Consider the following 13,851-nt stretch of genomic DNA (forward strand, 5'->3'; position numbering starts at 1 on the left):
GCTTAACGGAGAGATACTATGAGAATCGTGATCATAGGCGGTGGGATCGCTGCAGCTTACATGGCCAACTCGATTTTAGAGAAGGCGCGCAAGTATGAAATATTGATCGTATCAAAAGAATCAAATCCTCCCTATGATCGAATCCATCTATGCTCCCTGATCAATGGTATTTCGGATATTAAAGACATCGCCTTGCCTCTTCCTCCTGGTGTCCAACTTGAACTTGATTCTGAAGTCATCCAAATAGACAAAGAAGCCAAACGAATCTACACAAAGAATTCGAGTTTCAGCTATGATATTCTCATCATCGCAACCGGTTCTGATCCCAGAACCCTCTTTGATATTGAGGGTATAAAAAATGCCAGGACCTTTAGAAGTGCTGCTGACAGTGAATGTATAGCTGAATGCAGCAAGGGCAAAAATGTGGTCATGATGGGTGTAGGTCCTATTGGGCTGGAGCTTCTAGACACACTTTGCGGATTGGAGGGGCCTGAAAAGATCTATCTTGTCTCACGCGGTATGCACCTTTATGATAAAGCACTCACTCCTGTTGCTGTAGAGATGATGAAGAAGATCTATGAAGAGAGTGACTCCCGTGTTCAGATATTGCTTGAAGAAGAGATCATCGATAAAAAGATCGAGGGCGATGAGATCACACAGGTAATTATGAAATCACACACTATAGATAATCCTTTTGTTATTTTTGGAGTGGGGATCACACCGAGTACTGAGTGTGCGAAAGGGACCCTTGATATAGATAAAGGCATCCTTGTGGATGAACATATGCGTACCTCAGATCCACACATATATGCCGTTGGCGAAGTCGCACAGATGCCGGATGGTTATATCGCAGGAAGGGTCAGAGAGTGTACCCTTCAGGCAGATGCCGCTATAGATTCTATATTTGAGATCGAAGGTGAGGGATTTAAAGAGTTTGTGACGGTTGACGGACTCAAAGTTGGTTCTTTTTTGCTTGCAGATGTCACCTCGACACTGTATGATCCCAAAGATAAAGATAATGAAGATATTGTGATTTCATCAAAGCAGGAAGAACGTATCGATCAGTATATTATGAATAAGGATAAGCTGGTCCGTTTTATTGGCATCAATACGAACGTTGATGTGATAGAGTTGAAAAGAATGATGGAAGAGGATAAAAAGATCGATACCTCTTCTTTTTATTCCAATCGTCTTGTCAGTAAGCGCGGTAGACTAATCTGTAGCTGTGTAGGAAGCTATAAGAACGACCTTGTTGATATCATAAAGACCAACTGTGTTGAGAATTTTGCAGAACTAAAGTCCTTTAGTGAAGCTGGACGGGTCTGCGGACGTTGCAAGAAAGATGTGGAACAGTTGATCATAGATACTCCAGTCGATCCCGAAGAGGCACGACGTATCAAAGCTGAACGAGAAGAAAGGAAAAAGGCAGAAGAACTGAAAAAAGTCCAGCGTCGTATTGACAAATATAATGCCTTACATCCAAAGAACCAGATAGAGGGTGAGAACCTTCAAGAAGCAATAAAAGCCTTTGATCTGAAAAAGGAATACAATAGCTGGGTCTCCATGATCACTGCAAATATGCGTCTAGGACCAGAATATGAAGAGCTGGTCGGCCAAGGTCTTGAACAATTGAACAAGATACCGATCATCTGGCTGGAACTGGCCGACTGTACGGGAAACTCAGAAGGCTTTATCAAATCCGCTCACCCCAAGGTAGAAGACCTTATTTTGAAATATATCTCTTTGGATTATCATGAGCTTCTTATGGCGGCATCTGGAGATCGGTCAGAATCGGTACTCCAGAGTATTATTGAAAATGATGCAGGCAGATATATCCTGATGGTAGAGGGCGCTGTTCCTTTGGGGATGGAAGGAAAATTTCTGAGGATCGGACCAAAGGGCGAGACAGGACATGACTTGCTCAAGCGTGTTGCACAAAACGCAGCAGCCGTACTTGCTGTAGGCTCATGTGCATTTGACGGCGGTGTTGTAGCGGCAAAGCCCAATCCGACCGGTGCGGTAGGTGTTGCGGAAGCCTTGGGAAGGGATGACATCATCAATCTTCCGGGCTGTCCGGTCAATCCGATCAATATTGTAGGGACTTTACTGCACTACATTATGTTCGGTGAACTTCCGAAGCTTGACGAGAAAAACCGTCCTGAGTGGGCCTATGGTTTCAGGATCCATGACAATTGTGAAAGACGCGGCCATTATGAGCTGGGTGAATTTGTTGAGGAGTGGGGTGATGAAGGAGCAAAAAAAGGCTGGTGTCTCTTCAAAATGGGATGCAAGGGCCCTTATGCCCATCTGAACTGCTCTTTGGTAAAGTTCAATGAAGGAACAAGCTGGCCGGTGCAGGCAGGACACGGATGTTTCGGCTGTGGACTTGGAAAGATCGCATTTGACCATTTGGCAAACCACAGAGAAGTGGACGATGAGACAAAAAAACTCTTAGAAGATGCAGGAGCCAACGATGGCTAGTCGTAAAATTGTGATAGATCCCATTACAAGGATCGAAGGGCATTTGCGTATCGAGGTCGAAGTCGATGAGAACAATGTGGTCACTGAAGCATGGGCTTCGGGACAGTTGTTCCGCGGTATAGAGATGATCTTGAAAGGACGTGATCCACGCGATGTCGGACTGATCGCTCAGCGTATTTGCGGGGTCTGTACCAATGTGCATTACCGCGCTTCCATCAGTGCGGTAGAAGATGCGTACAATATCGCCTTGCCGAAAAATGCAGAGATCATTAGAGATTTGGTGACACTGGCACTTTTTGTTCAAGATCATATTGTTCATTATTACCATCTGCATTCTCTTGATTATGTGGATGTGGTATCCGCCCTTGAAGCTACCCCAGAAAAAGCATCACAGGTCGCAAAAGCATACCATGAGCACCCCTATCTAAGTTCAGCTGAACATTTGAAAAGTGTGCAGGAAAAGTTAGATTCATTTGTCAAAGCAGGACGGCTCGGTCTATTTGCCAACGGTTACTGGGGTCATTCATCCTATAAGTTCACACCGGAAGAGAACCTGGTACATATGAGCCATTATCTCGAAGCTTTGAACATCCAGCGTGAGATGAGTAAGGCTATTGCAATCTTTGCAGGCAAGACACCGCATCCTCAAAACCTAGTGGTCGGCGGAGTAACAAGCGTGGCAGACATGCTTAACCCTCAACGGCTGAATGACTTTATGTTTATCCTCAAAGAAACACGTGACTTTATCGAGCGTGCTTATATTCCTGATATCAAAATGGCAGTAAAGGCTTATAAACATGAGATAAAATCCGGTTTTGGAAGAGGAAGCGGTAATTTTATGGCGGTCGGTGGTTACAGTTTCGGAAAGTCAGAACAGCTGTTTGAAGGTGGAGTGATCTATGCGCATGATTTTAAGACCATAGACGATTTCGATGAAGCATACATCACTGAAGAAGCCTCACGTTCTTGGTACGAACAAGATGCACCCCTATCGCCGTATGATGGAGAGACCACACCTTTTTATACGGACCTGAATGATGATGGAAGCCTAAAAACAGAGGGTAAATACAGCTGGGTCAAAGCGCCTCGCTATAAAGGCAGACCGATGGAAGTTGGACCTGTTGCACGTATGATTATGGGCTACAGCAAAGGATCTAAGACCATAAAACCTTACATGCAGAACTTTATGGATGCAACAGGCCTCGAGCTTGTAGATTTTTCTACAACATTGGGACGCAATGCGGCGCGTGCTGTAGAGTCTCAGGTCTGTTGTGACCATATCTTTGATTTTTGCAGCGAGCTTATCGAAAATATCAAATACTATGATGAAGAGACGTGGACAAAGTATGTCTTCGAAGCACTCCCTTCAGAGTCAAAAGGACGTGGGATCTTTGAAGTCCCTCGCGGAGTACTGTCACATTTTGTCTGTATAGAAGATGCCAAGATATCCAATTATCAGGCCGTTGTTCCGACCACATGGAACGCTTCACCCAAGGATGCCTCAGGTATCCGAGGGCCTTATGAAGAGTCACTTATCGGTATCACACTTGCCGATCCTTCCAATCCGTTGGAAGTGTTGCGGGTAGTGCATTCCTTTGATCCCTGTCTGGCATGTGCAGTGCATGTCATGGATATAAAAGGCAATGACATCGGTCAATATAAGATCAATGCCTCTTGTGCTATTTAAACGTGTGTAGCTACGCTTTTAAAGTACTAAACCAATCCAGTTCATCCAATGCTTCCCATGGATACTCTGCATAGCCTATCTGGCCTTTTGCCGCGATATCGGCATATAAAAATCGTTCTTGACCTGGACGATCCAGACCAAATTTCTGGGTGATCCATCTAGGCGTCAGCGTAAATTTCTCTGCGATGATCTGAGAGAGTTCTTCGTCTTTGAGCTCCGTTAACCCCGTATGCAGGGTGTCGACAGTGACTGAAGAAGGCCTGGTCTCTGCAATCACATAAGAGAGCTGTACCAGTGCCTTCTTGGCAAGCCCAGCGGCAACAATGTGTTTAGCAAGCCATCTAGCCGCATAAAGTGCTGTACGATCCACTTTCGTATAGTCTTTGGAACTTTGTGATCCTCCACCGATAGGCGCATATCCGCCATAGGTGTCACATACGACTTTTCTACCTGTCAAACCCGAGTCTGCAATGGGTGAATGCTGTACAAATCTGCCTGTATTGTTGATATAAAACTCTATACGTTTCTCATCAAAATGCCCTACTTCAAAGTTTACGTTCTCTGTGATGATCTTTTTGACCAAACGCTTTACTTCTTCCTGTGCTATAGCTTTGTTATGGGCAATAGCCACGATGATCTTTGCAATATGCTGAGGCATGCAATGATCAAAATTATCCTTCGTTTCATAGTCCATGACCACTTGAGTTTTCATATCCACACCGAATGTCTCTGGATGTTTAAGTGCATAGGCATAGAGTACATCTCTTATCTCTCTGGCATAGGAAAAGGCACTGGGCATATAATCTTCTCTTTCAGTGTTGGCATATCCAAACATCATTCCCTGATCCCCGGCCCCTATCTCATGATCTTTCTTTTCCACTCCCATTGTGATATCTGGTGATTGTGTACTGACATAGACATGTACCTCTGCCTCATCAGGGAAAAAGGTTTCACCTCTCTCAAACCCTGCTTCAGGATATCCTATCTTTTTAAGTGCTTTGATGGCGATCTCTTCATAAAAAGCATCATTCACAGCGACTTTTGTTTTTACTTCACCACCTATAATGATATGTTTTCCACTGATAAACACTTCTGTTGCTACTTTAGCATCTGGATCACGTTGCAGCAGCGTATCTACGATACTGTCCGCAATGATATCTGCACACTTGTCAGGATGACCTGCCGAAACGGATTCTGAAGTAAAAAGGTACAACCTATCTCCTTTTTTTATTTTTTACCTGTTCTTATCATAACAGACAATAGATTAGCGGATACTTTCATGATACACCTTCTATGGCTTTTATAAATAAGTCTCTGTCACTATTATTATGAAACACAAAATGCACCTGCATGTTCTTATTTTCATTCAAAAAATGACTCACCACTTCATAGGCTATTATTGCCGCTTTGTCTTTAGGATAGCCGTATATGCCTGTAGAAATAGCAGGGAAAGCAACATCCTTACACCCTAGTCTATGAGCCAGTTCAAGTGATTTTCTATAACATGAGGCCAACAGGTCTAAGCAATCCTCACCGCACTGATGATAGATCGGTCCTACTGTATGAATGACATAATTTGAAGGCAAGTTACCTGCATTAGTGGCTACAGATTCTCCGGTAGGCAAACCTTCAGGATAACTCTCTTGGCGAACTTGTTCGCATGCTTCAAGGATTTTGGGACCCCCTGCTCTGTGGATAGCACCATCTACACCGCCACCGCCCATGAGCGAACTGTTTGCGGCATTTACGATAGCGCAGACTTTTTCTTTTGTAATATCACCTGTCTTGATAATGATCCTATCCATCCTTTTGCCTTTAAAAAAGATTTACCCTATAATATCATAAAGTAAGGAGCATCGTTATCATGACAGATATTGGGAAGAGTCTTATCTTTATGGGTGTGGTGATCATCATTCTAGGTATACTTCTACTCTTTAGTGAAAAACTCCCTTTTAACCTTGGCAGACTTCCCGGTGATATCTCCTTCAAAAAAGAGAATTTTTCCTTTTATTTTCCAATCACAACGTCTATCTTGATCAGTATTATTTTATCACTATTGTTCTATCTCTTTGGCAAGTTCTTTAAATAAGAACTTCTAATATATAATACTATAGAGAGAAGGAGAAAGCTATGCCCAAATCACATAAAGTCGTATTTACCATCTATATTATTGTTTGGACCATCATGGCGATCAATCCAAAATATCCGCAGGACTGGCTGCTTGAAAATGTATTGGTATTCATTTTTTTTCCTTTTATTTTCTTGATGGACAAAAAATATCACTATACACTGCCAAGTCTTGTATTACTTCTGATATTTGCCAGTTTACACTCTCTGGGTTCACACTATACCTATGCGGAAATGGAACACTTCAATGCCATCACGCATTTTTTTGGATTTGAAAGAAACCATTTTGACCGTTTAGTACATTTTCTTTTCGGCCTTCTGGTTTTTAGAATTTTGTTTGAAATGATCAGTTCATCAGCTACGACACTAAAAACTGCCCTGCTCTTCACATTGACAATGGTGATTTCTATTTCCACTTTTTACGAAATGCTTGAGTGGTTGGCAGCAGTGATACTCCACCCTGAACTCGGTATGGCTTTTTTAGGCACACAGGGAGATGTTTGGGATGCACATAAAGATACCGCACTTGCAATGATAGGTGCTTTGATAAATATTGTTTTTTATCAAAGCTATAAACATTTATGGCTATTGAAAAAAGGATAAGGTCTATATAAAAAAACTGTGTGTTATAACCCCAGTCTCTTTTTCTTGTATTTTACAATGCGTCCGTCATCATCTGCAAGATAAACATTGCCTTTCGCATCAAAGGCTATACCTTCCCAGGCTCCCTTTGCTAATTTGACTTTTTGTACGATTTTCTTCTTTTGTAGATCATATTTGATCAGAAGATCCTTTTTATCACTCACCATATAAAGATATCCGTCATGATAGCAAAGTCCTGCAGTATCAGCGACACGATGTTCAATCACATCAACGATCTTTGAAGGAGAAGGCATCAATCTTACTACAGCAATGAATGATCTTTTTTTCTTGTTGGATTGTTTGGCCAGATAAATACTGTTGCCAACTTTCGTGATACCTTCTACCCCTGATTTTTTACTAATCAGCGATAACTTTTTTCCATGATACATGGTATCCAAAGGAATTTCCTTCTTTTCACCTGTCTGAGTATCAACAAGCAACATTCCTTTATTTTCAACTGCAAATATCATCTGTGACTCTTCACATACAACACCTTCTAGATCATACTTTCCTAACTTTGTGTGTTGGAGTATCTTTCCTTTTCGAGAGATCTTATAGTAGGTCCCTTCATCATTGGCAACAACAAGTGTATCATCGCTGCTGCAGTAACTTATACCAGAAGCTTCCGGGATGTGTGCGATCACCTTTCCCTCTGGGGAAGCACAGGCACTTACCAGTAATACTAAAGGAACTAGAAAATAATATTTTATATATGGCAACCGAATTCTCTTCCGAGTTTCAGCAACTCCGGGTTTATCTGGTATTTTTTATACGCTACTTCTTCTATCTTTTTATGGTTGAATCCACCATCACCATAACAGATAACTGAACTCTTATTTCCCTCAAGCAATCCATTTATAGCCTGGGTCACAAAATGAAAAGCCATAAGGCGGTCATACACGGTAGTATTCCCTCCGCGTTGTATGTGACCCAACACTGTAATACGGGATTCTACTCCTAGCTCCTCTTCAAACCACTGTGCGACTTCTTCAGAGTTTTTCAAAGCTTCAGAGACCACTGCGATAAAATAGTCTCTTCCCTCTATCCTCTGTTTTTGAAAACATGATTTATAGTTGTCCAGATCATAGGGAATTTCCGGTATTAAGCACATCTCTGCCCCAGAGGTCAGTGCTGAGACAAGTGCCAGGTATCCAGACTCTCTACCCATCGCTTCTATGACAAATGCACGGCTAAAGGATGATGCCGTATCTCTGATTGAGTCTATGGCATACTTAATGACATTGAGTGCTGTATCTACCCCAAGACAGTACTCTGTTCCAGCAATATCATTGTCGATAGTAGCAGGGATACCGGCAAAACTTAAACCTTCACTCTCATCACTCAATGCCTGCATCCCTTTAAATGAACCATCACCACCCAAAACGACCAAATATCCTATGTTATGAGATTTTAGGTTATCAATTGCCTGTTTGCGATAGGATTGTTCCATAAAACGTTTTGAACGGGAAGAGTGTATTTTGGTACCTCCTCTGGAAATAATACCTGCAACATCACTGTAACATGCCTCATAGATGTTGTTATCTATCAAACCATCAAAACCATGATCAACGAAATAGGGTCTAAGTCCTTTTCCAATGCTGTATTCAACAAAACGCTTTAAAGCAGCATTCATTCCTGAAACATCACCACCGGAACAGAGTATGGCTATATTTTTCATCCTACGCCTTTTATAAAATGATTATAAAAAATTATACCATTAAAAGTATTCAAAGTAATTCAGTTAAAAAATATGTATAATAACTTTAGAGGTATCCGTATGAAAAAAAAGTCCAATAATTATTCTGAAACATTACAACAGATCAAAGCTATCATCAATGATGCATCTTATGAAATCGCAGAGGAAGATAAGAATTTTATCTACTCTGATGAAGCCAGAGGCGTAAGACTTCAACTTGACTATCTCAAAGCAGAGGTCAAGATGCAAAAGCAAGGTGTTGATCATACGATCGTTGTCTTTGGCAGTGCACGTATCGTAGAATTTGATGTGGCTTTAAAAGCATTGAAAAAGATCGAACAAGAGTTGGAGAGTTCACCTCAATCAGAAGCACTTCTAGTTGCCCTTAAAAAAGCGGAAAGTAGTGTAAGAAAGAGTCATTACTATGATGAAGCCCGTAAATTCGGTCAACTGGTGGGAAAAAGCGGTAAATGCCCTGAAGATGCGCACGTCACCTTAATGACAGGAGGTGGTCCGGGTATCATGGAAGCAGCAAACCGTGGAGCATCTGATGTAGGTGCCAAATCTATAGGTCTCAATATCGAACTGTCACATGAACAGTTCCCCAACCCATACATTACACCCGAACTCTGTTTTCAATTTCGATATTTTGCTATGCGGAAACTCCACTTCATGCAACGTGCCAAAGCACTGGTTGTCTTTCCCGGTGGTTTTGGTACCATGGATGAACTCTTTGAAGTATTAACACTGATACAAACAAAAAAAACACCCCCTATTCCCATTATTTTACTTGGTAAAGAGTATTGGAATCGCATGATTGATTTTGAATTTTTAGAGGAAGAAGATGCCATTGAGCCTCATGATCTAGATATCATAACTTACGTCGATAATGCAGAAGAAGCATGGAAGGCCATCATCCAATGGCACAAAAAAAATAAAACTCCTCTCTTTTAAACACGCCCATAAAACAAAAAGCACCATTACGCTATAATCGCGGCAATATAATAGATAGGAATGGAAGTTATGAGCGAAACAACCGAAAAAAAAGCAGTATATAATCCAAAAGAAGTAGAAGACCATTACTACGAGATATGGGAAGATCGTGGCTATTTTGAGATAGAGGGGAACAAAGATATCCAAGAAGATGGCAAGAATTTTGCGATCATGATGCCTCCTCCAAATGTCACAGGAAGTCTGCACATCGGTCATGCACTTACATTTACACTACAAGACATCATTACACGTTACAAAAGAATGGACGGATACAAGACGCTTTGGCAACCCGGCACCGACCATGCCGGTATTGCAACACAGAATGTCGTAGAGAAGCAACTGCTTGCTGAAGGAACGACCAAAGAAGCCCTAGGGAGAGAAGCTTTTCTTGAGAGGGTATGGAAGTGGAAAGAGTACTCTGGTGGTACCATTGTTCACCAGATGAGAAAACTTGGGGTTTCACCAGCTTGGAGCAGAGAGCGTTTCACCATGGATGAAGGCCTTAAAGAAGCGGTCAAAGAAGCATTTGTCCACCTCTATAACGAAGGGATGATCGTACAGAACAACTATATGGTCAACTGGTGTACCCATGACGGTGCACTTTCCGACATCGAAGTGGAGCATGAAGAGGTAAATGGTAAGTTCTATCATATGAACTACCATTTTGCTGATGGCAGCGGCCATGTGACAGTGGCTACAACCAGACCTGAAACCTATTTTGGAGATACGGCGATCATGGTTCACCCTGAAGATGAGCGCTACAAAGGTATCATCGGTAAAGAGGTGATCCTTCCGCTTACTGACAGAAAGATAAAGATCATTGCTGATGAACATGTTGATATGGAGTTTGGTACAGGTATCGTAAAGGTCACCCCTGCACATGACCAGAATGACTACGAAGTAGGTAAAAGACATGACCTTGAGTTCATTACAGTCTTTGATGAAAAAGGTATCCTCAACGAATACTGCGGTGAGTTTACCGGTATGGAGAGACTTGAAGCCAGAAACCCGATCGTTGAAAAACTTGAAGCAGAAGGCTACATCGTCAAAATTGAAGATCACCAACACCAGGTAGGACACTGCTATAGATGTAAAAATATTGTTGAACCATACATCTCTAAACAGTGGTTCGTTAGAAGTGAAGTCGCTAAAAAATCCATCGAAAAGACCTATGCGGGTGAAGCACAGTTCCACCCTCCTCACTGGCTCAACTCTTACAGAGCATGGATGGATGAGCTGAGAGACTGGTGTATCTCAAGACAGCTTTGGTGGGGACATCGTATCCCTGTATTCTATTGTGATGCTTGTGATCACCAGTGGGCTGACAAACACGATAACCCGAAAGCGTGTCCTCACTGTGCAAGTACAGAGATCCACCAGGACCCTGATGTACTGGATACATGGTTCTCTTCTGCACTTTGGGCCTTCTCTCCACTTGGTTGGGGTAACAACGGTAAAATGGAAGGAACATACAACGACAGTGACCTGGCTGACTTCTACCCGAATTCGTTACTTATCACAGGATTTGATATTATGTTCTTCTGGGTAGCTCGTATGATGATGATGGGTGAACACTTCAGAGGTGAGCTTCCGTTCAAAGATATCTATATGCATGCACTTGTTCGTGATGAACATGGAGCTAAAATGAGTAAATCCAAGGGTAACGTTATTGACCCGCTTGATATGGTTGAAGAGCACTCTGCAGATATTATCAGGTTTACACTAGCATTCCTTGCAGTTCAGGGACGTGACATTAAACTTGGTGCAAAGAATCTTGAGCAGTTCAGAAACTTTACCAACAAACTCTATAATGCTTCGAATTTCCTGCAGATGAATGTAGATACATTTGTTGACCTGAAAGAGTTAGAGATCAAGACACCGCTTGGTAAATATATGCAAAGCCGCCTCTCTCGTGCAGTGGAAGAGGTACGTGAAACGCTGGAAGCCTATAAGTTCAACGAAGCAGCAACAGCACTCTACCGTTTCGTATGGAATGAATTCTGTGACTGGGGTATCGAATACTCTAAATCAAGTAAAGAGTCTATTGCAGAACTTGGTGCGATCTTCAAAGAGACGCTCAAGATGGTTTCTCCGTTCATGCCGTTCATCTCTGAGCATCTCTACCATAAACTCTCTGGTACTGAATTGGAAAGTGGTGACTCGGTCATGGTGATGAACTTCCCTAAAGAGGTTAAAGCGGATGCAGATGCAGAAGCGACGTTTGCTATCATCGAAGAGACCATTACTGCGATAAGAAGAGCCAAAGTCATTATCGATATGGGTAACTCCAAGATCGCAAAGGCATATGTCAAACTTGGAACAACTATCGATACGGATGTAGCAAAACCATTTATCCAGAAATTGGCAAAAGTAGAAGAGATAGAATTTGTAGATGCAAAAGTAGAGAATTCTGTAACAGACGTATCTGACAACCTTGAAGTCTATATCCCGACTGAAGAGATCGACTTAAGTGCGATCATCGGTAAACTTAGCAAACAAAAAGAGAAGCTCGAAAAAGAGATACAAAAACTCAGTGGCATGCTAAATAACGAAAAATTTGTGGCCAATGCACCTGAACAAGTCATTACAGAGAACAGAAAAGCGTTGGAAGATGCAGAAACTAAAATGGAAAAAGTTCAAAATGAACTTGCAGGGTTTGGTGCATAATGACTCCTCTAGCACAAGAAGCGTATAATGCATTACTCGCAAAAGAATACGACAAGGCTCTTGAACTCTACACTGCTTTGGAAAAACAAAAGGACCCTGTTTCTTACTATTACCTTGGATACCTCTATTTTAGAGGGCTTGGTGTCAATCAAGACACGAAAAAAGCCTTTGACTACTATCTGGAATCAGCGACCAGAGAAGTACCTTTGGCTCAATTTGAAGTGGCATTAATGCTAGAAAATGGCGAAGGTTGTGAGAAGAATGAATCAGAGGCAGCCTTCTGGTATGAAGAAGCAGCAAAAAGAGGTAATATCGATGCCTTTAATAACCTTGGAGCTATGTACAAAGAAGGTCGTGGTGTATACCAGGATTACAAAAAAGCATTTATACTCTTCCATAAAGCAGCACAAGCAGGCAATGCAAAAGCCCAGTTTAACCTAGGCGCGTTATATGATATGGGATTAGGTTGTGAAGAGGACAAAGAGAAAGCCATAGAGTGGTGTAGAAAAGCAGCCTATCAAGGCCATGAGATGGCAAAAAACATCATAAAACGTATGCAGCAGGATGGACAGATCGTTTTTTAAATTTGTTAAACTAATTTATTAAGATTCCCCACTTAGAAAAGTGGGGATAAATGTACGCTAGAGTAGCGTATCCTCTAATGTAGCATCAGTAATATCTCGTACTGTTGTTTCATCTACATTAACAGGTACATTATTGATATATCCTAAAATAGTTACAAAGTCACCTAAGTTATCTATCTCAACAACAACCAAATCATAGACTCCTGTAGCAAGCCAAGGCAATGTGTAATCTCCATCTGTTGCATCTGTACTTACGATTGCATTACCAAAGTTATTTGTAGTATTTGATTCATTGCTATCAAACGTTTCATCCTCATAAGCATATACAATCACTTTAGAAGAAACATTTGCATCCAAAGTCATAGTACCATTGATCTCACCGACTTCCATATTATCTATAAGTCTAATAGTAGGGTTAAGTTTGTATTCTGATGTTTGTGTCTTTCCATTTTTCGCAATCGTCACAGACTTCCTTACATCAAAATCAGCAGTAATATTAGTCGTTCCTCCAGCAGCTATAACAAATCCATTAGTAGACTTATATCCAGTTTGTTCCTCACTTGCCATTGTTAGCATTTGTGTTGGAGAACCATCATTAAATGTAATATAGCAGTTACTTATATTAAGATCAAAACGGACATGACTTATCTCGCCCGCTGGTAATTCTACTCTATTTAACATTGTAGTATTTCCTTCTTGTAATGCGAGAAGGTTAATCGTTCTTGACTCATTTAAATCTACATCTTGCCAACCCTCATTGCTGTCTTTATATTGGTAACGCAATGCCGTAAAAGTAACATATACACCTTCTACAGTCTCATCATCGATGGGTGCATCTGTTAGTCTCATATTCACTATACCTGTAGTAGCGTCGGATGAAGTACCACCGCCTCCACATCCAGAGATAAGTGTCATTAGGATGAACGATAGTATAATACCGATCAAAGTGTTAAATCTTTTCATAAATATCCTTA

The 13,851-nt window shown here is 41.5% G+C and carries 12 protein-coding genes; 7 read left to right on the plus strand and 5 right to left on the minus strand.

Going from position 1 to position 13,851, the window contains the following annotated elements; genetic code table 11:
* Positions 1-18 precede the first annotated feature (18 nt).
* A complete protein-coding gene (locus tag SULAR_RS03595) occupies positions 19-2,481 on the plus strand; it encodes a hydrogenase small subunit (protein WP_008243063.1) in 2,463 nt (820 codons plus the stop codon).
* The gene (locus tag SULAR_RS03600) at positions 2,474-4,168 is read left to right on the plus strand and encodes a nickel-dependent hydrogenase large subunit (protein WP_008243064.1); all 1,695 of its coding nucleotides are present in this window, start codon (positions 2,474-2,476) and stop codon (positions 4,166-4,168) included. Before SULAR_RS03595 ends, SULAR_RS03600 begins: the two co-directional genes overlap by 8 nt.
* A gap of 10 nt (positions 4,169-4,178) precedes the next feature.
* Here SULAR_RS03600 and metK read toward each other — a convergent pair whose 3' ends face one another.
* Together metK and SULAR_RS03610 are read right to left on the minus strand one after the other, a co-directional pair.
* Positions 4,179-5,381 carry a methionine adenosyltransferase gene (gene metK / locus SULAR_RS03605; protein ID WP_008243065.1) on the minus strand — a complete coding sequence of 401 codons (1,203 nt, stop codon included), beginning with the start codon at positions 5,379-5,381 and terminating at the stop codon, positions 4,179-4,181.
* A 64-nt stretch (positions 5,382-5,445) separates the two neighbouring features.
* Complete coding sequence (locus tag SULAR_RS03610; protein ID WP_008243066.1) at positions 5,446-5,973, minus strand: O-acetyl-ADP-ribose deacetylase; 528 nt, start codon at positions 5,971-5,973, stop codon at positions 5,446-5,448.
* A gap of 59 nt (positions 5,974-6,032) precedes the next feature.
* Between SULAR_RS03610 and SULAR_RS03615 the strand changes: the two genes are divergently transcribed.
* Together SULAR_RS03615 and SULAR_RS03620 are read left to right on the plus strand one after the other, a co-directional pair.
* Positions 6,033-6,257 carry a DUF2905 domain-containing protein gene (locus SULAR_RS03615; RefSeq protein WP_008243067.1) on the plus strand — a complete coding sequence of 75 codons (225 nt, stop codon included), beginning with the start codon at positions 6,033-6,035 and terminating at the stop codon, positions 6,255-6,257.
* Between the two features lie 41 nt (positions 6,258-6,298).
* On the plus strand, positions 6,299-6,898 hold the full coding sequence (locus SULAR_RS03620; RefSeq protein WP_008243069.1) for a DUF2238 domain-containing protein: 600 nt from the start codon (positions 6,299-6,301) through the stop codon (positions 6,896-6,898).
* A 23-nt stretch (positions 6,899-6,921) separates the two neighbouring features.
* On the opposite strand, the gene SULAR_RS03625 is transcribed toward SULAR_RS03620, so the two are convergent.
* Both SULAR_RS03625 and SULAR_RS03630 read right to left on the minus strand, forming a co-directional pair.
* A complete protein-coding gene (locus SULAR_RS03625; RefSeq protein ID WP_008243071.1) occupies positions 6,922-7,656 on the minus strand; it encodes an SdiA-regulated domain-containing protein in 735 nt (244 codons plus the stop codon).
* Entirely contained in the window at positions 7,644-8,615 is a 972-nt protein-coding gene (locus SULAR_RS03630) for a 6-phosphofructokinase (RefSeq protein WP_008243073.1), read from the minus strand. The genes SULAR_RS03625 and SULAR_RS03630 overlap by 13 nt, the downstream gene beginning before the upstream one ends.
* Positions 8,616-8,714: 99 nt before the next feature.
* Between SULAR_RS03630 and SULAR_RS03635 the strand changes: the two genes are divergently transcribed.
* The 3 genes from SULAR_RS03635 to SULAR_RS03645 all read left to right on the plus strand — a co-directional run bounded on the left by SULAR_RS03635 (position 8,715) and on the right by SULAR_RS03645 (position 12,877).
* Positions 8,715-9,587 (plus strand): TIGR00730 family Rossman fold protein, encoded by an 873-nt coding sequence (locus tag SULAR_RS03635; protein ID WP_008243075.1) that lies wholly within the window; start codon positions 8,715-8,717, stop codon positions 9,585-9,587.
* A 69-nt stretch (positions 9,588-9,656) separates the two neighbouring features.
* Positions 9,657-12,293 carry a valine--tRNA ligase gene (locus SULAR_RS03640; RefSeq protein WP_008243077.1) on the plus strand — a complete coding sequence of 879 codons (2,637 nt, stop codon included), beginning with the start codon at positions 9,657-9,659 and terminating at the stop codon, positions 12,291-12,293.
* Complete coding sequence (locus SULAR_RS03645) at positions 12,293-12,877, plus strand: tetratricopeptide repeat protein (protein ID WP_008243079.1); 585 nt, start codon at positions 12,293-12,295, stop codon at positions 12,875-12,877. The genes SULAR_RS03640 and SULAR_RS03645 overlap by 1 nt, the downstream gene beginning before the upstream one ends.
* A 57-nt stretch (positions 12,878-12,934) precedes the next feature.
* Here SULAR_RS03645 and SULAR_RS03650 read toward each other — a convergent pair whose 3' ends face one another.
* A complete protein-coding gene (locus SULAR_RS03650; protein ID WP_008243083.1) occupies positions 12,935-13,840 on the minus strand; it encodes a DUF4382 domain-containing protein in 906 nt (301 codons plus the stop codon).
* Positions 13,841-13,851: the final 11 nt, after the last annotated feature.

This window comes from Sulfurovum sp. AR, assembly GCF_000296775.1.
Taxonomy (GTDB): domain Bacteria; phylum Campylobacterota; class Campylobacteria; order Campylobacterales; family Sulfurovaceae; genus Sulfurovum; species Sulfurovum xiamenensis.